The 25094-nt window shown below is 73.4% G+C and carries 23 protein-coding genes; 13 read left to right on the forward strand and 10 right to left on the reverse strand.

All coding sequences use genetic code 11. The features are described 5' to 3' along the window. The first annotated feature begins 177 nt into the window (after positions 1-177). The gene (locus ABTY56_RS17805) at positions 178-2058 is read left to right on the forward strand and encodes a phospholipid carrier-dependent glycosyltransferase (protein WP_350629744.1); all 1881 of its coding nucleotides are present in this window, start codon (positions 178-180) and stop codon (positions 2056-2058) included. An 85-nt stretch (positions 2059-2143) separates the two neighbouring features. On the opposite strand, the gene ABTY56_RS17810 is transcribed toward ABTY56_RS17805, so the two are convergent. Then, complete coding sequence (locus ABTY56_RS17810) at positions 2144-2773, reverse strand: Imm21 family immunity protein (RefSeq protein WP_350629745.1); 630 nt, start codon at positions 2771-2773, stop codon at positions 2144-2146. A 123-nt stretch (positions 2774-2896) separates the two neighbouring features. Then, positions 2897-4120, reverse strand: a complete 1224-nt coding sequence (locus tag ABTY56_RS17815; protein ID WP_350629746.1) for a hypothetical protein — start codon at positions 4118-4120, stop codon at positions 2897-2899. Positions 4121-4358: 238 nt separating this feature from the next. Here ABTY56_RS17815 and ABTY56_RS17820 point away from each other — a divergent pair, with 238 nt between their 5' ends. Then, the gene (locus ABTY56_RS17820; protein ID WP_350629747.1) at positions 4359-5042 is read left to right on the forward strand and encodes a CHAP domain-containing protein; all 684 of its coding nucleotides are present in this window, start codon (positions 4359-4361) and stop codon (positions 5040-5042) included. Positions 5043-5174: 132 nt separating this feature from the next. On the opposite strand, the gene ABTY56_RS17825 is transcribed toward ABTY56_RS17820, so the two are convergent. Further along, on the reverse strand, positions 5175-6905 hold the full coding sequence (locus ABTY56_RS17825) for a CocE/NonD family hydrolase (protein WP_350629748.1): 1731 nt from the start codon (positions 6903-6905) through the stop codon (positions 5175-5177). Positions 6906-7183: 278 nt separating this feature from the next. On the opposite strand from ABTY56_RS17825, the gene ABTY56_RS17830 reads away from it, so the two are divergent. Together ABTY56_RS17830 and ABTY56_RS17835 are read left to right on the forward strand one after the other, a co-directional pair. After that, positions 7184-7699, forward strand: a complete 516-nt coding sequence (locus tag ABTY56_RS17830) for a hypothetical protein (RefSeq protein ID WP_350629749.1) — start codon at positions 7184-7186, stop codon at positions 7697-7699. Next, entirely contained in the window at positions 7692-8105 is a 414-nt protein-coding gene (locus ABTY56_RS17835) for an Imm50 family immunity protein (protein ID WP_350629750.1), read from the forward strand. Before ABTY56_RS17830 ends, ABTY56_RS17835 begins: the two co-directional genes overlap by 8 nt. Before the next feature lie 118 nt (positions 8106-8223). On the opposite strand, the gene ABTY56_RS17840 is transcribed toward ABTY56_RS17835, so the two are convergent. The 3 genes from ABTY56_RS17840 to ABTY56_RS17850 form a co-directional block, all read right to left on the reverse strand. Next, a complete protein-coding gene (locus ABTY56_RS17840; RefSeq protein ID WP_350629751.1) occupies positions 8224-8667 on the reverse strand; it encodes an SRPBCC family protein in 444 nt (147 codons plus the stop codon). Positions 8668-8736: 69 nt separating this feature from the next. After that, a complete protein-coding gene (locus ABTY56_RS17845) occupies positions 8737-9123 on the reverse strand; it encodes an ArsR/SmtB family transcription factor (RefSeq protein WP_350629752.1) in 387 nt (128 codons plus the stop codon). Next, positions 9120-9581 (reverse strand): SRPBCC family protein, encoded by a 462-nt coding sequence (locus tag ABTY56_RS17850; protein ID WP_350629753.1) that lies wholly within the window; start codon positions 9579-9581, stop codon positions 9120-9122. The genes ABTY56_RS17845 and ABTY56_RS17850 overlap by 4 nt, the downstream gene beginning before the upstream one ends. Before the next feature lie 257 nt (positions 9582-9838). Between ABTY56_RS17850 and ABTY56_RS17855 the strand changes: the two genes are divergently transcribed. From ABTY56_RS17855 to ABTY56_RS17870, 4 genes are all read left to right on the forward strand, one after another. Further along, a complete protein-coding gene (locus tag ABTY56_RS17855) occupies positions 9839-11686 on the forward strand; it encodes an HSP90 family protein (RefSeq protein ID WP_350629754.1) in 1848 nt (615 codons plus the stop codon). Beyond that, positions 11683-13803, forward strand: a complete 2121-nt coding sequence (locus tag ABTY56_RS17860; protein WP_350629755.1) for a hypothetical protein — start codon at positions 11683-11685, stop codon at positions 13801-13803. The genes ABTY56_RS17855 and ABTY56_RS17860 overlap by 4 nt, the downstream gene beginning before the upstream one ends. Before the next feature lie 144 nt (positions 13804-13947). Next, positions 13948-14805 carry an LURP-one-related/scramblase family protein gene (locus ABTY56_RS17865; RefSeq protein WP_502893146.1) on the forward strand — a complete coding sequence of 286 codons (858 nt, stop codon included), beginning with the start codon at positions 13948-13950 and terminating at the stop codon, positions 14803-14805. A 275-nt stretch (positions 14806-15080) separates the two neighbouring features. Next, complete coding sequence (locus ABTY56_RS17870) at positions 15081-16142, forward strand: hypothetical protein (protein WP_350629757.1); 1062 nt, start codon at positions 15081-15083, stop codon at positions 16140-16142. A gap of 104 nt (positions 16143-16246) precedes the next feature. Here the strand turns inward: ABTY56_RS17870 and ABTY56_RS17875 are convergent, their stop codons facing one another. Further along, a complete protein-coding gene (locus tag ABTY56_RS17875; RefSeq protein ID WP_350629758.1) occupies positions 16247-17293 on the reverse strand; it encodes an alcohol dehydrogenase catalytic domain-containing protein in 1047 nt (348 codons plus the stop codon). Between the two features lie 216 nt (positions 17294-17509). On the opposite strand from ABTY56_RS17875, the gene thpR reads away from it, so the two are divergent. Both thpR and ABTY56_RS17885 read left to right on the forward strand, forming a co-directional pair. Then, entirely contained in the window at positions 17510-18127 is a 618-nt protein-coding gene (gene thpR / locus ABTY56_RS17880) for an RNA 2',3'-cyclic phosphodiesterase (RefSeq protein WP_350629759.1), read from the forward strand. A gap of 75 nt (positions 18128-18202) precedes the next feature. Beyond that, on the forward strand, positions 18203-19003 hold the full coding sequence (locus ABTY56_RS17885; RefSeq protein ID WP_350629760.1) for a hypothetical protein: 801 nt from the start codon (positions 18203-18205) through the stop codon (positions 19001-19003). 467 nt (positions 19004-19470) lie between these two features. On the opposite strand, the gene ABTY56_RS17890 is transcribed toward ABTY56_RS17885, so the two are convergent. Then, entirely contained in the window at positions 19471-19986 is a 516-nt protein-coding gene (locus ABTY56_RS17890) for an endonuclease/exonuclease/phosphatase family protein (protein ID WP_350629826.1), read from the reverse strand. 176 nt (positions 19987-20162) lie between these two features. Further along, positions 20163-20993, reverse strand: coding sequence for an NAD(P)H-binding protein (locus tag ABTY56_RS17895; RefSeq protein ID WP_350629761.1), 831 nt, complete (start codon positions 20991-20993; stop codon positions 20163-20165). An 81-nt stretch (positions 20994-21074) separates the two neighbouring features. Here ABTY56_RS17895 and ABTY56_RS17900 point away from each other — a divergent pair, with 81 nt between their 5' ends. Further along, positions 21075-22016, forward strand: coding sequence for an AraC family transcriptional regulator (locus tag ABTY56_RS17900; protein ID WP_350629762.1), 942 nt, complete (start codon positions 21075-21077; stop codon positions 22014-22016). Positions 22017-22083: 67 nt separating this feature from the next. On the opposite strand, the gene ABTY56_RS17905 is transcribed toward ABTY56_RS17900, so the two are convergent. Next, complete coding sequence (locus tag ABTY56_RS17905; RefSeq protein ID WP_350629763.1) at positions 22084-23004, reverse strand: alpha/beta hydrolase; 921 nt, start codon at positions 23002-23004, stop codon at positions 22084-22086. A 104-nt stretch (positions 23005-23108) separates the two neighbouring features. On the opposite strand from ABTY56_RS17905, the gene ABTY56_RS17910 reads away from it, so the two are divergent. Continuing rightward, positions 23109-23675 (forward strand): PadR family transcriptional regulator, encoded by a 567-nt coding sequence (locus ABTY56_RS17910; RefSeq protein ID WP_350629764.1) that lies wholly within the window; start codon positions 23109-23111, stop codon positions 23673-23675. Positions 23676-23845: 170 nt separating this feature from the next. Continuing rightward, positions 23846-25009 carry a toll/interleukin-1 receptor domain-containing protein gene (locus tag ABTY56_RS17915; RefSeq protein WP_350629765.1) on the forward strand — a complete coding sequence of 388 codons (1164 nt, stop codon included), beginning with the start codon at positions 23846-23848 and terminating at the stop codon, positions 25007-25009. Positions 25010-25094: the final 85 nt, after the last annotated feature.

A 25094-nucleotide genomic window follows, 5' to 3' on the forward strand; every position in this document is an offset into this window, starting at 1 on the left:
CTTCCCTGCTGACTCTGCTCAGCTGCATATGTAGATCACCTGTATATATAGTCGCATGACATGAAGGTGCGCCCCGGCACGGGCCGCGCCGCGGTTCGGCACGCCTTCCGACGCCCCGGGTGCCCGGTGCCCGGGCGCCCGGCGGAGCCGAACCATCCGGGGAGGAAAGAGAGTTCGATGCAGCAGCACAGCGCACCCACCACGTCCGAGCGGTCGGGCGGAGCTCCGGCAACCACCGCACCACCACCGACCACCGGCGTCGGCCGTCCTGCCGGCCGTCCTGCCGGCCGTCCCACCGGCAGCCCCACCGGCAGCCCCACCGACCGGCTCGCCGGCTGGGTGGTGCGGCGCTTCGGGGAGTTGCGCCTGCGGCCCTGGTTCTGGCCCGCCGCCCTGAGCGCCGGGTACGTCGCCGAGCTGCTCTTCCGGCTCGTCCTGGCCCGGCACCTGAGCTACCCGTCCGTCCACCCCGACGAGGACTCCTACCTCGTCCTGGCCCGCGTCCTCGCGGGCGGGCAGACGACCGAGATCCCGGTCGGCGTGGTCATCCCCGGCGGCTACCCGCTGCTGATCTCACCCGCACTGCGCCTGGCCGACGACCCGGTGACCGCGTACCACCTGATCATGGGGATCAACGCCCTGGTCAGCGCACTGGTCTTCCCGCTCGCGTACGTCGCCCTGCGCCGCCTCGGCCTGCGCCGGCAACTCGCGTACGTCTTCGGCGCGGTGACCGCACTGCTGCCGCCGGTGGTCTTCTACTCGCAGTTCGTGCTGACCGACGCCGTCCTGCCCGCGCTGATCCTCGCCTGGCTGCTCTGCCTGCACGGCTGGCTCGCCGACGGCCCACTGCGGCGCCGCGCCTGGCACGCCGTCGGGGCGGGCGCGGCCGCCGGCTACGCGATGGCCACACACGACCGCGGCGGCGTGGTGGTCGCCCTGACCGCCGTGGTGTTCGTCGGCGTCCTGCTGCTGCGGTGGGCCCCGTGGCGCGCGACCGTCGCCGGGCTCGGGGCGCTCGGCCTCGGCGTGCTGGGCGCCGAGCTGCTGGCCGCCTGGCTGCACGCCCAGTTCACCGTCCACAACAGCGACGTCGGCGGCTTCCTCTGGCGGGGCCTCACCGACCCGGAGGCCGCCCAGCGGACCCTCACCCGGACCGCCGGGCAGATCTGGTGCTTCATCGTCTCCACCTGGGGCATCGGCGGACTGGCCGTCACCGTCTGCCTGTTCGCGGTGTTCAGCCGTCGCTTCCCGCGGCCGCTGCGGATCACCGGCGGCGTGCTGGTGGCGCTGCTGCTCGGGACGGCGCTGGCCTCGGCGGCCGCCCTGCCGGACGACGGACGCATCGACAACTGGGTCTACGCCCGGTACACCTCCTACCTCGTCCCGGCGGCCTTCGTCACCGGCTCCGCGGTGCTCGTCAGGTTCGGCCGCCGCGCCCTCGGCCGGACGGCGGCGGCGACGGCCGCGCTCACGCTGGTCCTCGCCGAGCTGGTGGTCATGTCCGCCGGCTCGAAGCTGCGGACCCAGGTCTTCGTGCTCTGGGGCATGCCGGACGTGTCGTTCCTGTCCACCGACTGGGGCCGGCTCGCCATGTTCCGGACCACCGCCGCCGCCCTCGTCATCCTCGGCGCGGTCGTGCTGATGCGGGCCGCCGGGGGCCGCCCGGTGCTCTGGGCGGTCGGCCTCTCGCTGGCCCTTTTCGCGGCCTTCGCGACCACGACGATCACCGCCCAGGTCACCCAGCCGCACGCGAAGTGGCGCAAGGCGCAGGCCACCGGGTTCACCCGCGCCGCCGGGCTGAAGCCGGACGACAACGTGGTGTTCGCCTGGGACATCGACTGGTCGCTGCGCGCCACCCAGGCCTTCGAGGTCTACCGCGGCCGGATCTGGTCCCTCGACCCGCGGTGGCAGCCCGTCCCGGCGGAGGCGACCGTCGTGGTCACCCCGCTGCCGGCACCGGGGCAGCAGCCGGAGGAGTACTGGCCCGGCCACCCCGCCGACTGGTACGTCGAGCGGGCCGACACCCAGCAGAACTGGGCGGTCTGGCACCGGCGTTGACCCGCCCGGCCACCGGCCCCCGCCCGGCCGACCGGGGGTCCGGTGGCGCCTCCCGGCCCTCGGCTCCGCCGAGGGCGCACCTCGGTCAGTCCGCCGACCGGGGCAGAAGCTGGATCACGCCCACCGAGGTGTACTCGATCGGTGAGGCGTGGGCGGCGCGGACCGTCCAGCTGCCGGGCCCGAGCGGGACGGGGGCCTGCTCGGGCACGCCTCCGCCGTTCGGGAACTCGACACCCAGATCGGCTCCGGCCATCACGGAGTCCATGAGCACCGCCGGGCCGTCGGTCTCCCAGACACCGCACTCCTCCCACACGGTGGTGGGGTCGGCGAGCACCGCCCGGGCCGCGGTGATCAGGTCCGCCTCGCTGTGGGCGCCCAGCCAGCGGACGAAGGCCCGGTGTTCCGGCAGGTAGCAGCTCTTGTCGGGGGTATCGGCGAGGACAAGTCCGCAGGCGCCTTCCCCGCCGACGGCGATCACCCCGGCCAGGTCCTCCACCTCGCAGGCGCGGTCGTAGTCGTCCGGTGCCTCCCCGTCACCGATGATCATTCCCGACTCCGTGCAACCACCCCACTGGGCCAGTGCGGAAACCGGAACCGCTATCAGCGGGCCGCCCATCGACCCGACCCAGCGGAGAGGTTCGCGCGAGTCGGCATCGGTGGCGGTGGCGGTGGCGTCGGCGGCGTCGGAGAAAGCGGAGGAGGAGAACGTTTTCACGACGCCAGTGTCCCCTCGGCCACTGACAACGAGCCTCGGGGGACGGTCCCCGGCCTGACGCCTGACGCCTGACGCCTGACGCCTGACGCCTGACGCCAAGGCGGCCCGTCCCCGGCCGTTCCGCTACTCGATGAGGTCGGGCCGCCAGATGGTGGGCCGGTCCGGGTAGACGGACGCGGTGGGGGAGACGTTGTAGGCGGCGTCGGTCGCGTCGGCGGCGACCACCCGGCCGAGGCCCTGGTAGGCGAGGGGGGTGGCCTCGCGCACGGTGGCGCAGTCGGCCGGCGGGGTGATCACGGTCGTCCCGGCGTCGAGGTCGATGACATGGGCGCCGGGCGCTCCGGGGCAGGGGTAGACCTTCCCGGCCCGGGCGAACTCCAGCCGCACCTTGGCCCTGGTGGGCACGCTCGCCCGGTTCGTCACCTTGAGGGCGATGGAGACGCGGTCGGCCTCCACCCGCACGCAGACCCGCCAGGTGACGACCGCGGGCCCCGGGTACGGGGCGCTGCAGCGGCTGTCCTCGCCCAGCGAGCCCTTCTCGACGCCGGGGCGCTCGGTCGGCGGCGCGGGCCGGCTCAACGGTGGCTGCGACGCCGGGTCGGCCGGTGGGCCCGCCGCGACGGGCGTGCCCGCCGCCGGTGTACCCGTCACCGTCGGTGTACCCGCTACGGACGGAGTTCCCGCCTCGGACGGTCCGCCTGCCAGAGCCCGTGTGCTCGCGGAGGCCGACGGGCTCACAGCGGTCGCCGTACTGGCGGCGGCGTCGGCGGAGTCCTCCGCGGTGGTGGGGTCGATGCGGCTGCCGACCAGGTAGACGGTGAGGGCGGCACAGGCGGCCGCGATCGAGGCCAACCCCGCGATCCGGCCGGCCGACCGCCGGGTGCGCCCCGGGCTCGGCGCCGACGGCTCAGGCGGCACCGATGGCACCGATGGCACCGATGACACCGATGGCACCGCAGGCTCCAACGGCTCCAACGGGAGCGCGGGCGCCGCCCGACTCGGTTCGGCCTCCGTCGCGCCGGACCGCCGGGCGGCGTCGATCCGGTCCAGGCAGTCGGCGGCCTTCTCCCAGGCCGCGACCAGTGCGCGGCCCTGCTCCGGAGTGAACCTGCCGCTGCCGACCATCAGATCGAGGACGGACGCCGAGGGCAGGGTGTGGCCGGACAGCACGCGGTGCCAGGTGCTCTTCCCGATCGGCGTCCCGGCCTTGGCGGATCTGCTCTGCAGGGCGCGGCCCTGGAGGTCGAGCTCCGCGGTCAGCGCGGTCATCAGCCGCGTCCAGTCCTCGACGTCCGGCGGGTGCGGCACCGGGACGGCTCGCCCGCGGGTGGGCCTGGGGCCGGTCATCTGCCTCCTCCTCGGCAGCCCCCGCTGTCCCAAGTACCTGCATTTCAGCAGGTCACAGGCGTGTGGGACAGCCCGTCGGGCAATGGGACAAGTGGGACGGGCCCAGGCTACCGACGGGCCCGGACCGATGGGATCGTGATTGTCGTCGGCACTCGCCGACCGCTGCCAAGTCCCCAGCCCCGTCCGGGGTTTCCTCGTCATGCCCGGATCGGCGCATCATCCGAAGGAGTGAGCTCGCGTGAACCCGAACCACCACCGCGCCCTGCCCGTCGCGCCCAAGTCCCGTACCGCCCGTACCGCCCGTTCCGCCTGGGCCCGGGCCGCCGCCGCGCTCACCACCACCCTCGTCGTCACCGGCGCTCTCGGTGCCGGCGCGGCCGGCGCGGCCACCCTCCCGTCCGGCAGCCAGCGCAGCGAACGGACCGTCACCGAGGCCCCCGCCACGCGGACCGCCGCCGCGCTCCGGGACCGGATCGTCTCGGTCGCCCGGGGTGAGATCGGGGTGCGCGAGGGCACCGCGGAGTGCAACAAGTACTTCCCGAACAAGAGCCACACCTGCAAGACCGGGTGGTGTGCGGCGTTCGTCGAGTGGACCTGGCGCGAGGCGGGCGTCAAGGAGGTGCCGACCGACCTGACCGGCCGCGGCGTCGGCTACTGGGGCAAGCAGCACGGTCTTTGGCACCCCGTCGGGTCGGCCCACCCGCAGCCCGGTGACCTGGTGGTCTACGGGGAGCCGGCCAAGGAGACCCCGGGCGGCCACGTCGGCGTCGTGGTCGCCGTGCACGGCGACGGCACCCTCGACACCGTCGAGGGCAACTACAGCAACAAGGTCACCCTCCGTACCCACCTCAACCCCAGGACCGCCGTCGGCGGCGCCCAGGACCTGCACGTCGCGGGCTACGTCACCCCGCCGACCGCCTGACCGCCGTACCTCCGCCCGCCCGGAGCCGCCGCCCCCGGCGGCTCCGGGCCCCACTGCGTTTCCCGGCCCCACTGCGTTCCCGGGCCGCCGCCCCGGTCACCCCTGGGACAGGAGCGGCGCAGCGTGGACGGATCAGCGCACCGGCAGCGTCAGGCCGGCCGGGTCGGCCGTGGTCGAGCCGAAGGTCACCCGGGAGCCGAGCGGGGTCTCCCCGCCGTACAGGGCGTCCCGGGTGCTCAGTACCAGGGCCAGGCGGTGGCCGGCCGGCAGGTCGTAGGCGGTGGCGAAGAGCGCGACGTCCAGGGGGAACGGCTGGCCGGGAGCACGGCCGGACCAGCTCTGCGGCGCGTGCGAGACCAGCCGGCCGACGCCGAGCGCGTCCACGTCGTAGAGGTAGGCGACGACCGTTCCCTGCGCGGCCGTCGAGGTGACCGTCGTGTGCACCCGGGCGACGCCGCGCAGCGACAGGCCCTGCGGATAGGGCAGGGACTGTCGGACGACGGCGGCCGAGCGGGCCAGCAGGGGGACGACGACGGTCGGCGGCTGGTGCACCGCCTGGTCGACCATCCCGGACAGCAGGGCGACCCCGCCGCTCGCGCCGGAGGGGGTGTTGCCCAGTACGGTGGTCCGCCAGTTCGCCGACACCGGAGCACCGGGCTCGGCGGCGCCGGGGCTATCGGCCTCGAGGGTGTCGGCGCCGACCGTGAGGTGCTCGGTGCGGGTGCTGACGGACTGCCAGTCGGTGTGGCTCTCGGGCGTGCCGGAGGGCCGGACGTCGAGGTGGACCGGCTGCGTCCCGGTGTCCGGGGTCGGGGCTCCCTTGACGTACCGGTCGAGCCATGAGCGCGCGCTGTTCCAGGTGGCGTTGTCCAGCCCGAGCAGTCCGGTGAACTCCTGGCTCGCGTGGTCGCCCGGGCGCAGTTCGAGGCTCTTGGGCACGGTCAGCCGCTGGTAGAAGTCGGTGACCTGGCTGGGGTTGAAGAAGCTGTCGCCCCAGGCGTTGGCCATCAGGACGGCGGTGCCGTTCGCGTTGATCCGGTCCAGGTGCCGTGCCGGGGAGCGGGTGTCCGCCCAGCCGATGACCTCGGGGAGGTCACGGTCGGCGAAGAGGTCGTCCAGGACCCGGGCGAACTCGGGGCTCTTGCGGCCGGTCGGGGCCTGGATGCCGGCGAGCACGGCCGCGGCCTGCAGGTGCCGGGTCTGCCCGCTGTAGAGCGAGTCGGTGAGGTCGGCCCAGCCGCTGAGCGAGGCGACGGCCTTGATCCGCGGGTCGAAGGCGGCGCCGAGCAGGGTCAGGCCGCCGCCCAGCGAGAGCCCCACCATGCCGATCCGGTCGGGGTCGGCGGGGGTGTGTGCGAGCGCCCAGTCGATCACCGTGGAGATGTCCGCGACGTCCTTGGGCCCGGCGACGTCGACCTCCCCGCCGGATCCCCAGAAGCCGCGCACCGTGTAGGTGACGACGACGTACCCGTCGGCGGCGAGCGCACGGCCCTGGGCGACGTACTCCAGGTCGTTCTGCCCCCAGCTGGCCGGCTGCACCAGCAACGGGTGGCGCCCCTGCGGACCGGCGCCGGGCGCCCCGGGGGCGGGCGTGAACACGTCGGCCTTGAGGACGACGCCGTCGTTCATCGGGATGTCGGCCAGGCGGAACGAGCCGGAACCCGTTGCCGCCGAGGACGGCGCCTCCGCGCCGGCTGCCTGTCCGGCGGCTGCCTGTCCGGCGGCGGACTGTCCCGTGGCGGCCTGGCCCGTGGCGGGCAGTGCCACGGCCGGCTGTGCCACGGCGGCTCCGCCGAGGGCGAGCGCCGCCGCGAGGACGGCACTCGCCGTCCGGCGTCCACGGCTGGGGGTGGGTCGTTCCATCACGTGCTCCATCTGTGCTCGAACTGCTCTGACTGCTCGAACTGCCTCTGGCCGCCCGACTGCCGGAGCGTAACGATCTGACGAAGCCTCAGGGGAGATGATGATCAGCCAAATTACCAGCCAGTAACACCACGGGCCCGAACCTCGACGGCCCTGGCACGCGTCCCCGATCGCGGGAGCGGTTCCGGGGCGTCCGTGCCTGACCCGGCCGCCGGGGCGAGCGGTATCATCCCAGGTCAAGAAGGTGTGCGAGGTATCCGGAAGAGAGGGGCGGGCCCGTGTCGGTCGGTGCATGGCCCGAGCTCCTGCTGCGCTCCGGGGAGTTGGCCGCGCTCTACACCGAACTGCCGCCCCCGGAAGGGCTGCTCCTCCGGTCGGTGCAGCTGAATCCGCGCGGTGCGGGCGTCACGTTGCGGGTCGAGTTCCCGCGCTTTCCCGATCTCGCCCCGCAGGCCTGGACGGACGCGGGGTGCGACCGGTTCGAGGCGCAGGTCGGGTTCACGGGCGTGGAGGAGGACCTGCGGATGCGGGGCGTTCCCGACGGCACCGTGGTCGACATCGGGTTGAGCCGCTTCATGCGGGAGCGGGAGCGGCGGATCGCGGTCGGGGTGAGCGGCCCGGGGTTCTCGCTGGACTTCACGGCGTACGCCGCCCTCACGGTGGGGCACCTCAACGCGTACTGCTCCCGCGCCGCCGACCCGTACGCGGCCGAGCGGTGGTTCGTGAGCCGGCTCGACCGGCGCCTGTACGGCAGCGTGCTGCCGCCCACCACCGCGAGGATGTTCCATGGGTGACCACGACCGGTCGGGTGACCACGACTGGTCCGCGGAGCTGGCGAACCCCGGAACGGTCCGCGAGGTGCTCGGCGCACCGCCACCCCCGCTGAGCGACTACGGCCTGGACTCCGTCCTCGTCGACGAACGCGAGGCGTCCGTCACCTTGAGGTTCTCCGCGTTCGCCGTCCCGGCCGGCGCCGCGGACCAGTGGCGCGAACGCGGCCACAACGCGGTCGAGTTCGCGCTGGTCTGCACCGGCGTGACGGACTTCGCGGTGGACGCCTGGTCGGGCTGGCCCACGACCCGCGCCACGCTCACGGGCCGGAGGGTCGTGCTCTCCGGGCGGGGCAAGCACGTGTCCTTCGCGGCGGCCGGGATCCGCGCCGAGCCGCCCGTCGGACGGCTCTGGAGCCGATTCGAGTGACGTACGGCGAGGGCCGAGGGGGCAGCCCCTCGGCCCTCGCCGTGTCTCAGTCCCTCAGTTCCTCAGTTCTCAGTCCCTCGGCGCTCGCCGCGCGTCCCTCCGCGTGCGGCGCGGCCGTTCAGTGCCAGTTGCTGATCCTGACGTCGCGCGGCGCGGGCTCACCCGTGCCGGTTTCGAGTACGGCCTTGAGGCTCATCAGGAACGTGGCCCACTTGGTGCTGCAGTGGTACATGAACTCCACCGGCTCCTTCCAGCCCTCGTGCCGGAACAGCACGATGGTGAAGTCGTCCTCTCGCTTGAGGTCGAAACGGACCCGGGTGCCGATCCACTCCTCGGGGCCGTCGACGACCTCCCAGAGCACCTGCCGGCCGGGCTCGGTCTCCAGGACCTTCATGTCGAAGCCGCCGGGGGGACCGAAGCGGAACCGGAGCACACCGCCGACGCCGGCGTCGCCCTCCGTGTCCTCGGTCCACCAGCTCGCCAGGCCGTCGACCGTGGTCAGGGCCGTGTAGACGGCGTCCGGGGACGCCGTGACACCGATCCGGTGCAGGATGTCCGCCATCGCGGTACCTCTCTCTCGTACGGGCGCCCGTTCCCGGGCGCGTTCGTTCCTCCGTGGGCGCGTGCGGGCTCAGCTCTCCTGGTCGTCCTCCTGACTGCTCCCCTGACTGCTCTCGTGACTGTTCTCCTGGCCGCGCTGGATGGCCTCGGCGATCCGCTTGATGCGGTGCAGCCGGGCGTCCCAGGCGGCGCCGACCGACGACAGCTGTGCGACGGCGCGGGCGAGTTGGGCCTCGTCGACCTCGTAGCGGCGCTCGCGTCCGGACGGCGTGTCGTGGACGAGCCCGACGCGGCCCAGCACGCCGAGGTGCTTGGCGACCGCCTGCCGGGTGACCGGCAGTTGCTCGCTCAGGGTGGTCGCCGTCCCGCCGTCGCCGGTCAGGAGCAGGTCGAGCATCCGCCGCCGGATGGGGTCCCCCACTGCCGACCAGAGCTCGTCGTCGATGGTCACGCTCACGGCCGCGTCCCGATCCGGGCGGCGTACGTGACGAGGCGGGGCAGGAAGTGGTCCCAGCCGCGGACGTGGTCGAGGTACGCCTCCTCCAGGACGGCGGCCTCCCAGCCCTTCTCCCGGAACCCCGTCTCGGTGAACCGCAGCAGCGTGCCGCCGTCCGACGGGACCAGGTCGAAGGTGACCAGGAACGAGTTGTCCGGCGTCGCGGCCTCGCCCTTGTCCTGGGCCCAGCGGAAGCTGAACCGCCGGGGCGGGTCGGCCTCCACCACCGTGAGTGGCACGACCTTCACGTCCGGTGTCCCCGCACCGAACGCGATGGACCCGGTGGCACCCGGGACCGGCTTGATGTCCGCTTCGTCCGGCCACCACTCCTGCAGGTGCTCGGGCGTGCTGATGACCTCGTAGACCACTTCGGGGGTGGCCTCGACGCGGATCTCCCGCTCGATGCTGCCGTACTCCATCCCGCTCTCCTCGTCTCGCAACCTTTGGTTGCATATAACCGTAGGCCGCTCCCCCGGAATGTGCAACCTTTGGTTGCTCTAAAAGAGGGTGCCCGGCAGCCGTCCCCCGCCGTCCCCCGCCGCCCGGCAGCCGTCCCCCGCCGTCCCCTGCCGCGGGACGGCCGCGCCAGGGCCCTGCCGGACGGCGGCGCGATATTCGACTGCCCACTGTCGTACTGCCGTTCTAAGGTGCTCCCGACACGACCTGGGAGAACCCGTTGAGCCAAACCTTTCGCGTCGACCTGCGCGGGATCGTCGACCTTCTGAGCCATCACCTCTACACCAGCCCGCAGGTGTACGTCCGCGAGCTGCTGCAGAACGCCGTGGACGCCATCACCGCGCGCCAGACGGCCTACGAAGCCGACGCGGCCTACGAAACCGACGCGGACGACGCGGACGGCGTGGCCACGCGACCCCCGGCCCCGCGGATCGCGATCGCCTCCAGCGACACCACCGGCGACGGCTCCCTGACCATCAGCGACAACGGCATCGGCCTCAGCGAGGCCCAGGTCCACGAGCTGCTGGCGACGATCGGCCGCAGCTCCAAGCGGGACGACCTGGGCTTCGCCCGGCACGAGTTCATGGGCCAGTTCGGCATCGGACTGCTGTCCTGCTTCATGGTGTCCGACGCGATCGAGGTCACCACCCGCCGGGCGGGCGAGCCCACCGTGCTGTGGCGCGGCTTCTCGGACGGCGCCTACGCGGTGGAGCCCGCGCCCGCCGACCGGCAGCGCGAGGAGACCGGAACCACCGTCACCCTGCGCCCCCGGCCCGGGTGCGAGCACCTGCTCACCCGCCGCGCCGTGACCGGCCTGGTCGAGCACTACGGCGCCCGGCTGCCGCACCCGGTCACGGTCGACGGCGAGCCGGTCACCGGCGGCCCCGCCCCCTGGGACCGCCCCGAAGACGAGACCGAGGCCGCCCGCCGTGACCGTCTGGAGGCGTACTGCGAGGAGGTGTTCGGTTTCGCGCCCTTCGACGTGATCGACGTGGCCACCGCCGAGGCGGGCCTGCGCGGCGTCGCCTTCGTCCTGCCGATGCCGGCCAACCCCGCCGTCCCGGCCGCGCACCGCGTCTACCTCAAGCAGATGCTGCTCTCCGAGGGAGCCGAACGCCTGCTGCCCGAGTGGGCCTTCTTCGTGCGCTGCGTCGTCGACACCTCCGAGCTGCGGCCCACCGCCAGCCGCGAGGCGCTCTACGAGGACTCCCTCCTGGAGGCGACCCGCGACACCCTCGGCGACCGACTGCGCGGCTGGCTCGTACGGTTGAGCCGGCAGGAGCCGGCCCGGCTGCGCGCCTTCCTGCGCGTCCACCACCTGGGCGTCAAGGCCCTCGCCCTGCACGACGACGACATGCTGCGCCTGGTCGCCGAGTTCTGGCCGATGGAGACCAACGTCGGCCCGCTGACCCTCAGCGAGTTCGGCGAGCGCTACGGCCTGCTGCGCTTCACCCCGCTGCTGGACGAGTTCCGCCAGCTCGCCCCGGTGGCCGCGGCGCAGGGCCTGGCCGTCCTCAACGCCGGGTACGTCTACGACGCGGAGATCATCGACCGGCTCGCCTCGGTGGACCGCGCCCTTGAGGTCGAGCAGCTGCGCGCTGCCGACCTCACCACCCACCTCCAGCGCCTGGACACGGCCGACGAGCAGGCGATCGCCCCGTTCCTGGCCGTCGCCGACCGGGTGCTCGACCGGCTCGGCTGCGACCTGCTGGTCCGCTCCTTCGAGCCGTCCGGGCTGCCCGCGCTCTACCTCCTGGACGAGGACACGGCCTTCCAACTGGACGTCCGGGGCACCCGGGAACAGGTCGACGACACCTGGTCAGCGATCCTCGGCAGCTTCCAGGCCGCCACCGCGCCCCGGCCCCGACTGGTGCTCAACCACCGCAACCCGCTCGCCCGTCAGGTCCTCGCACTGGCCGATCCGGAGCTCCAGGCGATGTGCCTGGAGGGCCTCTACGCCCAGGCGCTGCTGCTCGGCCACCACCCGCTGCGCCCGGCCGACACCGCCGCGCTCAACCAGTCCTTCCTCGGCCTGATCGGCCGGGCCGTCGCGGGAGGCGCGCAGTGAGCCGCACCGAGCAGGAACTCCGCCGGCTCTTCGGCAGCACCCACGGGATGCCCACCGGTGCGGCGAAGTTCGCGGCCCTGGAGGAGGTGATCCGGCACGCCGACGCCCTCGGCCTGGTCGAGTTCGCCTTCGACGTCAGGATGTCGGCCACCCGGACGTACCAGCACAGCTGGGCGCCGGAGAAGTCCTTCCTCACCTTCTCCTGGTGCCTCGCGGCCTACGACCGGGAGCCCGAGCGCTTCGCCCCCGGGCACGAGCGCACCCTGCTGTGGCACTTCAAGTGGATGGTCCACAACGTCCACCAGTTCCCGGAGATCCCGCTGCAGCGGGCGAAGGACCTGGTGGACGACATGGAGCGGCGCTACCGCCGGGGCGGGCACAGCATGCACGCCGTCCTCCAGCACCGCGGTCTGGTGGCGGAGAGCACCGGCGAACTCGACCAGGCGCAGGACTTCTACGAGCGGATGGCGCTCACCCGCCGGGACGGCCTCTCCGACTGCTCGGGCTGCGTGCCGAGCAGCCACGTGCGGACGCTGGTGGCCCTCGGCCGTGACGAGGAGGCGATCCGGGTCGGGGAGCCGGCCGTCCGTTCCGGCTGCACCGAGCAGCCGCAGTGGATCAACTCCGAACTGCTCCTGCCCCTCGTGCGGACCAGCCAGGGCGAGCGCGCCGTCGAGGCGCACCGCACCGCCTACCGCAGGATCCGCGACAACCCGCACCACCTGGGGGAGTTGGCGCGGAACCTGCTGTACTGCGTGCACAGCGGGAACGTCGGCCGCGGGCTCGACCTGATCGAGCGCCACCTGTCCTGGCTCGACCGGGCCCGCACGCCGCTGGCGGAGATGGAGTTCGCGGCCGCGGCCGTCGCCGTCCTGTCGCGGGCCCGGGAGGAGGAGGCCGGGACGGTCCTGCGCTTCCCCACCGTGGAGGGCAGGCGCCGCCCGGACGCGCGCGTGGCCGGTCTCGCCGTGGAGCTGCGCGAGCGCGCCCTGGCCGTCGCCGAACGGTTCGACGCCCGCAACGGCAACACCTTCCAGAGCTCGCGGATGCGGGGGTGGATGGCCGCCGGCCCGATTGGCGAGCCCACACCGCTGTCGGTCTTCGACCGGGACCTGCGCTTGCGCCTCGGCGAGCGCATCCACCGCCTGGTCGAGCAGGTCGCGGCCCGGACCGCAGCCGGAGACCTGGCCGCCGCCGCCCGGACCAGGGCCGCCACCGCGGAGGCGCTGCTCGCCGACGAGCGGCACGCCGAAGCAGTGGAGGCGGCCGAGGAGGCCGTCCGCGAGCTCGACCGGCTCGACCTGACGGCGGACCTCGCCACGTGCCGGTGGCTGCTGGCCCGCGCCTACCGGGCGGACGGCCAACGGCAGGAGGCCGGCCGGGTGCTGGGCGAACTCCTGGACTCGGGGGAGCGGGGGCAGCCCATCGACGGCTCGGTGTCGTTGCCGTCGCGCCCGGAGCTCGAAGCCACCCTCGGCGACTGGCTCGGCTACGGGCCCCCGGCGGCCGCCCGGTACCTCGCCGCGGCCCGCGGCTTCGAGGCCGCCGCCCGGCAGGAGGAGGTGCTGACCGCGCTCGCGGCGGCGCTGAACCGGCTTCCGTGGGCCGAGCAGGAGGCTGCCGACGGCCTGCTCGCCGAGATCCTGGAGGAGACCGAAGCCGTTCTCGGCCGTGCGCCCGGCGAGGGTCCGGCCGGTTCCGGCGCGGCGACCGCCGGCCTGCTGTTCGCCTACGCCCGCCGCCTGCGCGTCACCGGCCGTCTGGCGGAGGCGGCCGACCGGCTGCGCACGGCACGCGCCCTGCTCGACGCGCACGCGGCGACGGAGGCCGACGCGGACACAGGCGCGGGCACGGACGCGGGCGCGGGCACGGGCGCGGACGCGGGGAGTCGGCGGGGCGCCGTGCTCACCGAACTCGGCGCGGTCCACCTGGACCTCGGTGACCCGGTCGCGGCCGAGGAGGCCGGCCGAGCCGCCCTCGCCCTGCTGGAGGATCCCGACGACGCCTGGGAGGAGCTGTTCGTCATCGCCAAGGCCCTGCGAGCCCGCGGCGCCGACGACGAACTCGCCGCGTTCCTGGACGAGCACGGTCTGACGGCGGAGCACCTCGACGACTGACGCACCCGCGGGCGGCGGCGCACCCCGCCGCCGGCCGCCGCGCCGCCGCGCGCGCCCACGATCTGAGGCCGTATCGGGCGCGCGCCGATCGCGGCTGTCCGCCCACGCGTGATCAGCTGATGTGACATCGGCCACATCCATCACATTGAATGCCGATCAGCTTTCCTTTGCAAAACCCATACCTGCAGGCCACATTCGCAACTCGGCGTCCCGGACGGACCGGGGCGCCGTGCAAAACGATCTGGCTACCAACCGAGGATTGGGCCTAGCCTGCCCGCCATGTCCCAGAACACGAACACTCCCGGTTTCCCCGGGCAGCCGTCCGCTCCGGCCGGCGACTCCGCCAAGGTGCAGTACCAGGTCCAGCAGCAGGCGGGCGTCGGACCGGTCCACGGTGGCGGCGGCACCCTCTTCTCCGAGCCGGTCCTGGTGGTGAACCAGAAGGCCAAGCTGATCGAGCTGACCAACGAGTACTCGGTCTTCGACCAGCAGGGCGGCACGCTGGGCTCGGTGGTCCAGGTCGGCCAGAGCGGTCTGCGCAAGCTGATACGACTGCTCTTCTCCATCGACCAGTACCTGACCCACAAGCTGGAGATCCGCGACCCGCAGGGCACCCCGGTCCTGCTGCTGACCCGCCCGGCGAAGCTCATCAAGTCGCGGGTGATCGTGCAGCGTCCGGACGGCCAGGAGGTCGGCCAGATCATCCAGCAGAACGCCATCGGGAAGATCAATTTCGCGCTGGAGGTCGGCGGTCAGAAGATCGGCGCCATCAAGGCCGAGAACTGGCGGGCCTGGAACTTCTCCATCGTCGACGCGACGGACACCGAGATCGCCCGGATCACCAAGACCTGGGAGGGCCTGGCGAAGACGATGTTCACCACGGCCGACAACTACGTGCTCCAGATCCACCGCCCGCTCCCCGACCCGCTGCTCAGCCTCGTCGTGGCGACCGCGCTGACCGTGGACACCGCGCTGAAGCAGGACGCCCGCGGCCTCGGCTAGCCGCAACCCGTACGTCGTTCGCAGAGCCCCGCCCCCGACCAGGCGCTTCCCTGGGGGCGGGGCTCCGTGGCTCCCGCCTCGCGGTGCCGGACCAGGGGGGGCGGTCACGATCCACGTGCCGGTACGATCCTCCTCGCCGCGCACACAGGTGCGGGGGCGGGGGACGGGGTGCGGCGCGCCCACGAGGTGCCCTCGTCCGCGCGCCCGGATGCCCGCCCAGGACCGCAACGGGTCCGGGCAAGCACCCCCAACCCCCCTCCCCAGGAAAGCAGTTCATGCTCTACGTGCTCCTCGTCGTGCTCGCGGTCATCGCGGGCAAGGTCATCTCCTCGCGGCTTTCCCGGGCGCGGCGGGCCCGCCGGGAGGCCGAGCTGCGGCAGAGCCTGGTCCCGCGCGACCAGCTCGTGCTGCGCGGCGACGAGCCGTCCGCCGAGTTGACGGCCGTCCTCGATGCGGCCGGGGCCGGTGACTGGCGTCCGGTGGCCGAGTACCTGGCCGAGGCCGACGGTGACGGCGACGCGTACCTTCGCTGGATGCGGATGGCGCCGCTGAGCGCGGCGGCGGCCAAGGAGGACCACTGGCTTCGGTCGTGGCGCGAGGAGGAGCCGCGCAACGCGACGGCCGTCCTGCTGCAGACCGACGCACTGGTCCAGCTCGCCTGGGAGATCCGCTCCGACCTGTACGCCTCCGAGGTGACGCAGGAGCAGGCGCGCGGGTTCCACCGGGTCCTGCGCGACGCGGAGCAGGTCGCGCTGGAGGCCGTCGAGCTGGCGCCGGCCGAGGACCCCAACCCCTGGGTGGCGCAGATCGCCATCGCCATGGGGCTGGGCTGGTCGCGCGAGGACTTCCGCGGCCTCTGGGCCGAGGTGGTCGCCCGCGATCCGCACCACCTGCGGGCGCACGAGGGCGCGCTGCAGTACTGGTGCGCCAAGTGGCACGGCAGCCACGAGCTGATGCACGCCTTCGTCGACACCGCACTCGCCGACGCGCCGGCCGGCAGCCTGCTGACCGTCCTGAAGGTGCGGGCCTGCTTCGAACAGATCACCCGCGACAAGGCAGGGGCGGCCGCCTACCGGACCCCGGAGTTCACCGCGGCCGTGGACGCTCTGCTGGCCGACCTGGCGCAGGCCGATCCGGCGCACCCGCAGCTCCAGTCCGCCCGGGGCTGGGCCGCCTGGTCGCTGGTCATGAACGCCCGGGTGGCACCGGCGCTGGAGCTGTTCCGGGTGATGGGCGGTGAGGTGGCCGGCCCCTGGCTCTCCTACGAGGATCCGCGGCAGGCCTTCGACCGGATGCGCGAGATCGCCGTCCGGGCGATCGCCCGCGCGAAGGCCTGACACACCGCGCGGACGCCCGGCCGGGGGCAGGGCCGGCCGGCCCTGGCCCCTGCAAACCCGCGCCCTGGCTCGGCGGGCCCGACGCATGGGACGGGGTCCCGGGGTCAGCGGCCGGTGGTGACGACCATGCGGAAGCGGGCCTGGCCGCCGGTCATCCTGGCGATCGCGGCAGCGGTCTCCTCCAGCGGCAGCTCCTCGATCCACGCGCGCACGCCGGTCTGCGCGGCGAAGCGCAGCGTGTCCTGGGTGTCGGTGGCCGTGCCGGAGGAGTGGGCGTAGACCTTGCGGTCGCCGGTCATCAGCTGCACGGGGCTGATCGTGAGCCGGTCCGGGGAGACGCCGACGATGACGAGTTCGCCGCGGCGGCCGAGGCCGTCGACGGTGGCGGACATGGCGTCGGCGTCGGTGACGGTGGCCAGGACCACCTTGGCGCCGCCGAGGGCCTGGAGGGCCTGGGCGACGTCGCCGGCGGTGCTGTCGATGTAGTGGTCGGCGCCGAGTTCGTGCGCGAGCGGCTCCTTCTGGGCACCGCGGGCGACGGCGACGGTGCGAAAGCCCATCGCGTGGGCGAACTGGACGCCCAGGTGGCCCAGTCCGCCGAGGCCCAGCACGGCGACGGTGTCACCGGGGCCGGCGGCGCTGTGGCGCAGGGCGTTGAAGACGGTCAGGCCCGCGCAGGCCAGCGGCGCGGCCTCGGCGGCCGTCAGCTCGTCCGGGATCGCGGCCAGGGCCATGGCCGGGACGATGACACTGTCGGCGTAGCCGCCGGGGTAGGCGACGCCGGGGACCCGGAGCCGGGGGCAGAGGATGGCGTCGCCCTTGCGGCAGGCGTCGCAGTGCCCGCAGCTGCCGCCGTACCAGCCGACGGCGACCCGGTCGCCGACCTGCCGGCCCTCCACGCCGTCGCCGAGGGCGTCGATGCGGCCGGCGATCTCGTGGCCGGGCGTGACCGGGAACGTGGTGCCGGGCAGCAGGCCGGCGGCGATCAGCAGGTCGGAGTGGCAGACGCCGCACGCCTCGACGCTGACGCGCACCTCGCCGGGCCCGGGCTCGCGCAGCGGGACCTCGACCAGTTCGGGCGCCGCGCCCGGGCCGGCGAGCCGAACGGCGCGCACGAGGCCGTCGGGGGAGGTGGGGGTGGAGGCAGTCATGGGGGAGCCCTTCGTCCTGGGGGGCGTGGCGGGGGGCGGAGCCCCGCACATGCTGACCACACCAGCTTCGTCCGTCCACGAGCCGTCGGCCACGAACACCGCCGGTCCGAGGAGCGACGCACCCTGGATGCGGATTCCGTGCACGGGACTCCGGCCGGGAGCCGTGTTCGCGGATCCGCCTCCACCACCGCGCGGCCGGGGTGCTAGAAATCCCTGGTGGACGATCACCCCGAACCCTCGACCCTGCGCGTCTTCGTGGCGCTCGCCCCGCCCGACGATGCCAAGGACGAGCTGGCCCACGTCCTGCGGTCCGCCTACGCCGGCTACCCGCGGCTGCGGTGGAACCGGATCGAGGACTGGCACATCACCCTGGCCTTCCTCGGTGAACTGCCCGCCACGGCAGTGCCGTTGCTGCGGTCGGTGCTGGCCGGCCGGGCCGCGTCGCACCCCGCACTGCAGCTGAGCCTGCGCGGGGGCGGCCACTTCGACGAGCGACTGCTGTGGAGCGGGATCGGCGGGGACCTGGAGGGACTGCACCAGCTCGCCGCCGACGTCCGGCAGTTGGTCAGGTCCTGCGGGATCGAGTTCGGCGAGCGCCCGCTACGGCCCCACCTGACGCTCGCACGGGCCCGCCGCGACGATCCCACCAGCGTGCCCCGGGCCGCCGCCGGGCTCGCCGACTTCGTGGGCCGACCGTGGCACGCCGAGCGACTCCACCTGGTCGGCAGCAACATCGGCCGCGGCCCCGGGCCGATCCACTACCGCGACATCGAGTCGTGGCGATTCGGCACCGCAGCCCGCGCCGGCGGCGACAGCGCCCCCGCCGAGCCGTAGCCCCCAGGCCCGAAGTGATCCCCAGCCGGGGCCGGTCTTCCCAGCGACGGTGGTGATCACTAAGGTGTGGAAGCTGTGAGCATGCGTGAATCCGGTGACGATCTGTGGGAAGACTTCGTCAGGGAGTTTGAGAAGGACAACGCCGCGCAGGAGCCGACCGCCGCCGAACGGGCCCGGCAGCCGGAGCGACGGCGCTCGCGGCGTCGGCTGCTGCTTCCGGCGGCCGCTGCCCTGCTGGCAGCCGCAGGCGCGGCGGCGTACCTGCTCCGGCCGTCGGACCCGGCGCCGGCCGCGGCCTCGCCCGCACCCGTACCCGCACCTGTGTCCGTGTCGTCCGTACCCTCGGCACCGGCGGCGACGCCGCCGACCGCCGCCCCGTCGGCGGCAGCCGACGCTCCGGCCTCGGCCATCCCGCTGTCCGTCTTCCCGGCGCAGGTGCAGGGGTACACGCTGGTGGCGGCCGTGGCGCACCCCACCTGCACCGGCGTGAACACCGTGGCGCCGACCCTCGCCGGGTGGATCACCCAGGGCCACGGCTGTGCCGGTGTCGACCTGGTGCTGTACAGGGACGCCGAGGGCAATCAGTACAACCTGGCGCTGTTCACCATGAAGGACCCGGGCGACTGCGTGCACCTGGTCACCCTTCTGAGCTCCCACCCCGAGGCCCGCGAGGTCGGCGTCCACATCCCGCCCAAGGACTCGGGCCTGCCCCGCCTGCCGGCCGACAGCGGCTTCGTGCAGGACTTCGCGTCCTACGGGCACGGCATGCTCGTCGGCACGGCCCAGTGGTCCGACGGCCGGACCGCGGACTTCGACAAACTGGTGCAGCAGCTCTCGCCGTTGACCGATGCCGTCATCAAGAACGTTCCCGCCTGACGGAGCGCCCGGCCCGACGCGGCATTCCCCGAACGGCGCGTCGTCCGACCGGACCTCCTGCGGAGCAGGGTCCCACGGTGATCGTTCACGAAGTGGTTCGTTTCCTGCGCCGGCTCCGCCTCCATCCCGGTGCCCCCGGGCGTCTCCGGCACCTCCGGCGGGCCGTGCGACCAGACCATCGACTACGGCCGCAACAACACCCTCACCATGTACGCCCTCTACCAGCAGGGCGGCAGCAACACCGTCAGCCAGCCCCAGCCCGTCACCATCAGGATCAACCGCTCCACCGACGGCGGCCGCCACTGGGACCTGGGCAACACCCCCGGCACCGACTCGGACGGCATCACCGTCGCCTCCGTCAGCAGCGACCAGGGCGGTCAGGGCTTCAAGTTCGGCGGCGTCAACGCCCTGCTCGGCGGAGTCCACCACGCCGCCGTCGACCCGACCAGCGGCGACGTGTACGTCGCCTACGGCGTCGACATCTCGGGTACCGACCAGATCCGGCTGCGCCGCCTCACCGACAACGGCGCGAACAACCTCACCGTCGGCCCCGAGGTGAACGTCTCGACCTCGACGAACGCCGCCCTGCCCTCCAGCGCGGGCCCGTGCAGGACGTGGTCGATCTGGATCACGGCCGGGACGCGGTAGTCGGGGTGGTCCTGGGGCCAGGTCGGGAAGAGGCCCGCGCCGAGTTCCTCGTGGGTGTCGGCCAGGCCGGTGTCGACCAGGTCGCGCATCGGCCTGTGGTCGAGGGTGGCGTTGAAGTCGCCGAGCATGACGGTGTTGCGGGTGCGCCCGGTTGCGGCGGCGCGCAGCCCGTGCAGGTCCTCGGCCCAACGGCGGGTGCCGCCGGCCGGGTAGCAGGTGTGTACGGCGGCCAGCTGCACGGGGTGGCCGCCGACGTCGACGGTCAGGTTGGTGGTGGGCCAGGCCGGGTCGGCGGCGGAGCTGACGGGCAGCCGGGTGTAGAGCGCGGTGGGAATGACCGCATGTCAGCCGGACAGCAGTCCGGCCGAGCGCGAGCTCCCGCTGCACCGGCAGCGAGCGGGGTGTACCCGCGATCCGCGATCGTCGGTGTGCTCGTCCCGCCGGCCGGCACGTGAGGCGCCGCAGCCGACTGCTGCGGCGCCCACGTCGTCCCGCTCGCCAGGAGGAGTCCTCAGCTCCAGTGCCCAGCGGCGGCGGCCGCCGCAGCGAAGGTCTCGAAGGGCCTCGGCGCCCGGCCGAGGGCCTGCTCCACGCCGTCGCCGATCGCGGTGTTCCCACCGTGGCGGACGTCCACGAGGAGTGCGGTGAGGAACCGGGCGGCATCGGGCGAGACCCCGGCCGAGACCTGCTGCGCCACGAAGTGCTCCGGATCGACGTCCACGTGACGGACCGTCCGGCCGGTGGCGCGTGCGATGTGCCCGGCCGCTTCGCCGAAGGTGATCGCCTCGGGTCCGGTCAGGTCGTAGGTCCGGCCGCTGTGGCGGTCGTCGGTGAGTGCGGCCACGGCGACTTCGGCGATGTCCTCGGCGTCGATGAAGGGCGTGCGCCCCTCGCCGGTCGGCAGGGCCAGCGTGCCGTCGAGGACGTCGCGGCGCCAGGGGCCCTCGCTGAAGTTCTGCGCGAACCACTGCGGGCGCAGGACGGTCCAGCCGACGCCGCAGCCGCGTACGGCCTGTTCGGCCGCGTGCAGGGGGTGGTCGGCCTCTCCCGCGCGGGGCGCGGACAGCAGTACCAGGCGGCGCACGCCGGCGGCGACGGCTTCGCTGACGAGCCGGGGGATGCGTGCCTGGTGGTCCGTGTTCGCGGAGGGGGCGGGCTCGACGACGTAGGCCGCGGTGGCACCGTCGAGCGCGCGCGGCCAGGTGGCCGGGTCGGCCAGGTCGAAGCGGGGGCCGTCGCCGGTGCGGGACGCCGTGCGGACGGGCAGGCCGGAGGCTTCGAGGAGCCGGGCGACGCGGCTGCCGGTCTTGCCGGTGCCGCCGAGGACAAGAGTGGTGTTCATGCCTCCAGCCAAGCCGACGAAGCACTGGACGATCCATGGGAGCACGTCCCGGATCCCTTTGTGATCGTCTAGCCTGGCGGCGTGGACGTCCTCAGTGATCTGCTGCACCGGGCCCGGGCCAGGACCGCTTCGGTCAGGCAGCTGGTCCAGCGGCCCCCGTGGTCGCTGGCCTTCACCGATCCGCCGCCGCTCACCCTCGTCACCACGCTCGCCGGGCACGCCTGGGTGCGGACCGACGACGCGGGCACCGTGCCGGTGCGCGTTGCCGCGGGCGACGTCGCCCTCGTCACCGGCCCGAGCCACCACACCATCGCCGACGATCCCTCCACCCCGGTCCAGGTCGTCATCCAGGGGCAGGAGAAGCGCATCGTCGACGGGGCTGCGGCCGCGGAGCACATCCGGCGGAACCTGGCGCCCCGTACGTACGGTGACGGCCTGCCCGGGGCCACGGTCATGCTCCGCGGCGCCTACGACCTGCACGGCGACGTCGGCGGCCGGCTGCTCGCCATGCTGCCGCCGCTCGCGGTCGTCCCGGCCGGGCCGACGACCCGGCCAGCACTGGAACTGCTCGCCGACGAGGCCCGCCGCGACGCACCCGGTCAGGACGCCGTGCTCGACCGCCTGCTCGACTTCGTGCTCGTCCTGGCGCTGCGGGCGTGGTGCGCCGGGGCGGACCCGGCACCCGCCTGGTTCCGGGCGCTGGCCGACCCGGCGATCGGCCGGGCGGTTCGCCTGCTGCACGAGGAACCCGCCCGGCGGTGGACGGTCGCCGAACTCGCCTCCCGGGTCGGCATGTCACGCGCGGCGTTCGCGGCCCGCTTCACCGCCGTGGTCGGCGAACCACCGCTCACCTACCTCACCGACTGGCGCATGACCGTGGCAGCGGACCTGCTCCGGACCACCGAGACGACCGTCGCCGCCGTGGCCCACCAGGTCGGGTACGAGGACCCCTTCGCCTTCAGCGTCGCGTTCAAGCGCGCCCGGGGAGTCACCCCGTCCGCCTGGCGCCGACGGATGCACTGAGCCGCGCCGGCCGACCGCAGGGTGAGCCGGTGGCACGGGGGCCTGATCCGGTCGCCTGTGAGTCGGCTCAGGCCAGGGCCGCGGCGATGGCCGACGTCCAGTTCGCGGTGGCCCGGCGGGCGAGTCGACTGTCGGGGGCGTACCCCTCGAACAGGTGGAACGCTCCCGGCACCACGTGGAGTTCGGTGTGGACGCCGGCCGTCATGAGCCGTCGCGCGTACTCCAGGCCCTCGTCGCGCAGGGCGTCGGCCTGGCAGATCTCGATGTAGGCGGGGGGCAGCCCGACGAGGTCGCGCGCGCGTGCAGGGGCGGCGTACGGGTCCGCTGCTGCGGAGCCGAGGTACAGCTGCCACATGCCGCGGGCGACCCGGCCGTCGACGATCCGGTCGTCGACGCACTCGCCGACGGACGGCAGGTTGCCGCGGTCGTCGAGGGCGGGGACGAGCAGGAGCTGGTACACGAGGGCGGGGCCGCCGCGGTCTCGGGCGGCCAGGGCGACGGCGGCGGCGAGGGCGCCGCCGGCCGAGCGCCCGGCGACGGCCAGGCGGGCGGGGTCGACGTCGAGGGCGTCGGCGTTCTCCGCCGTCCAGTGCAGGGCGGCGTAGCAGTCGTCGAAGGCGGCCGGGTACGGGTGTTCGGGGGCCAGTCGGTAGTCGACGGCGACGACCACCGCTCCGGAGGCCAGGCAGATGTCGCGGCAGTTGAGGTCCCCGGTGTCGAGGTCGCCGGAGATGAAGGCGCCGCCGTGGAGGTAGAGCACGCCGGGGCGTAAAGCCGGGTGCCGGGCGGTGGGCCGGTAGATCCGGACGTCGAGATCGCCGTCCGGTCCGGGGATCTTTCTCGGTTCGACGGCGATTCGCGGGTCCTCCGCCAAGCGCCCGCCCGCCAGCAGGGCGCGCACGTACGCCCGGGTCACCGCCGGGTCGGCCAGCGGGTCGAAGGGCGGGACGTGGTCCAGGACGTGGGCCAGTTCGGGGTGCAGGCGCATCGGCAACTCCGCATCGTCTCATTGATACCGTTGAAGCGTGGAGACGCTAACGGTCTCAGTGATACGGTGTCAATGGAACAATCCGGAGAAGGGCTGGGAGAGCCATGACGAAGGATCTGACGCCGTCCCAGCTGGTCGTCCTCGGCCTCATCGCCCGGCACGGTCCGATGACGCCGTACGACCTCAAGGCCAGGGTCGAGTCGTCCGTCGGCCGCTACTGGCCGATCCCGCACGCACAGCTCTACCGTGACCCGCCGCGCCTGGCAGAACTCGGCCTGCTGTGTGAGGACGCCGAGGAGCACGGTCGCCGGCGCCGCGTCTTCCACCTGACCGAAGCCGGACACGAGGCCCTGCTCGGCTGGCTCGCCGATCCGACGACACCCGAGCCGGAAACCCGGAATCCGGCCCTGCTCAAGCTGACGTTCGCCGACCTCGGCGCACCCGGACAACTCGCCGAGCTGGCCGAGGCCCAGGCGGCGCAGCACCGGCGCTGGCGCGACGAATACCGGGACCTCCGCGCCCGCCTCGACCCCGACGGCCCGGACACTCCGGCTCGCACCCGGCTGCTCACGCTCGGCATCGCACACGAGCAGAGCTACGTCGCGTTCTGGGAGGCCCTGGCAGCCGATCCGCAGGGGAGTGGCGAGGGGGCGCCCGAGTCGGACGCGTAGTCATGGGCCGCCGGGCCTCGCGCGGCGATCATCGCGGTCGCCGTCGGCGAGTCCACTGCGGGCCCGGTCGCCGTCCGCTCCGGGTCCGCCCGATCCGTGCCGAACTGCCGTTCCCCGGTGCTATGTTCAAGGTGTTCGCCTCGTGTCCGCAGGAACCTCGGGGGCCACTCATGACCGACGCCGACCGCGACACCGACGCCGACCGCGAAGGCGAGCAGGCCACCCGTGCCCTGCTCGCCGAATACGCCGCCGGAGCCCGCGAGTTCGTCGGCCGGACGTTCACCGGGCTGCGGCTCGCCCAGGAGGACCTCAGCGACGCCGTCTTCGTCGACTGCGAGTTCGACGACTGCGTCCTCGCCGTGGGAACCTTCGACCGCTGCGAGTTCCGGGGCTGCCGGCTGCGCCGCATCAACGCCATCCAGGCAAGTTTCATCGAGGCCCGGTTCCTGCACTGCGACCTCGACCAGGCGGCCTTCCGCGCCGCCGACTTCTTCAAGGCCACCTTCCGCGGCGGGACCTTCGGAGGCAACTACCGCGAGGCGTTCTTCGTCCAGGCCGTCTTCGACGAGGTCACCTTCCGCGACGCCGGCTTCGACGGTGCCCACTTCGGATTCAACGTCTTCGCCGACGCCAAACTCCTCGCCACCAGCCTGGACCGGGTGGTCGTCGACGGGCTCTGCAGGATCGACGAGCGCACCATCGCCAGCTCCTTCATCATCAACAGCCGGGCCCTGGACGCCGCCCGCGACCGCCTGCGGAACCGCGAGGCGGTCCGGGAACTGAGGAGCGACCTCGCAGGCCTGGAACGGTTCTTCGTCCGGGCCGGGGCCGATCCGGACACCGTACGCGCCTACCGCGACACCGCCCGCGGCGCCCGCGAGCCGGCCCGCCCCAGCGTCTTCATCAGCTACAGCTCCGCCGACGAGTCCTTCGCCACCGACCTGCGCAACCAGCTGGAAGCCAACGGCGTGGACACCTGGTTCGCCCCGCACGACATCCGCGGCGGCCGGACGATCCTGGAACAGGTCACCGAGGAGATCCAGCGGCGCGGCCGGATGGTCCTCGTGCTGTCCGAGGCCAGCATGGCCAGCAACTGGGTGGCCACCGAGATCGGCCGCGCGGTACGGGCCGAACGCGAGAGCGGAACCCGCAAGCTCTTCCCGATCCGCATCGTCCCCCACGAGCGGCTGCTGCGCTGGGAACTGTTCGACGCCGACGCCGGCTACGACGTGGCCCGCACCATCCGCGAGTACTACATCCCGGACTTCTGCGACAGTGGCCTCGCCTTGCACCAGTCCGTCAGCCGCCTGGCCCGCGACCTGCGGGAGAGCTGAGGAGACCCCACGTCCGCGGTCCATCGCCACCCGACGCGGCAGGTGGGGGCGACGGTGTCGCCGCCGTGCGCGGGAACCCGTCGAA

It is taken from the genome of Kitasatospora sp. NPDC097691 (genome assembly GCF_040302665.1).
In the GTDB taxonomy this organism is placed as follows: Bacteria; Actinomycetota; Actinomycetes; order Streptomycetales; family Streptomycetaceae; genus Kitasatospora.

Coding starts and splice junctions, on each gene's coding strand:
- ABTY56_RS17910 (WP_350629764.1), top strand. CDS start 23,109: ATGACGAAGGATCTGACGCCGTCCCAGCTGGTCGTCCTCGGCCTCATC.
- ABTY56_RS17875 (WP_350629758.1), bottom strand. CDS start 17,293: ATGACTGCCTCCACCCCCACCTCCCCCGACGGCCTCGTGCGCGCCGTT.
- ABTY56_RS17815 (WP_350629746.1), bottom strand. CDS start 4,120: ATGACCGGCCCCAGGCCCACCCGCGGGCGAGCCGTCCCGGTGCCGCAC.
- ABTY56_RS17805 (WP_350629744.1), top strand. CDS start 178: ATGCAGCAGCACAGCGCACCCACCACGTCCGAGCGGTCGGGCGGAGCT.
- ABTY56_RS17870 (WP_350629757.1), top strand. CDS start 15,081: ATGCTCTACGTGCTCCTCGTCGTGCTCGCGGTCATCGCGGGCAAGGTC.
- ABTY56_RS17825 (WP_350629748.1), bottom strand. CDS start 6,905: ATGGAACGACCCACCCCCAGCCGTGGACGCCGGACGGCGAGTGCCGTC.
- ABTY56_RS17840 (WP_350629751.1), bottom strand. CDS start 8,667: ATGGCGGACATCCTGCACCGGATCGGTGTCACGGCGTCCCCGGACGCC.
- ABTY56_RS17915 (WP_350629765.1), top strand. CDS start 23,846: ATGACCGACGCCGACCGCGACACCGACGCCGACCGCGAAGGCGAGCAG.
- ABTY56_RS17835 (WP_350629750.1), top strand. CDS start 7,692: ATGGGTGACCACGACCGGTCGGGTGACCACGACTGGTCCGCGGAGCTG.
- ABTY56_RS17905 (WP_350629763.1), bottom strand. CDS start 23,004: ATGCGCCTGCACCCCGAACTGGCCCACGTCCTGGACCACGTCCCGCCC.
- ABTY56_RS17895 (WP_350629761.1), bottom strand. CDS start 20,993: ATGAACACCACTCTTGTCCTCGGCGGCACCGGCAAGACCGGCAGCCGC.
- ABTY56_RS17850 (WP_350629753.1), bottom strand. CDS start 9,581: ATGGAGTACGGCAGCATCGAGCGGGAGATCCGCGTCGAGGCCACCCCC.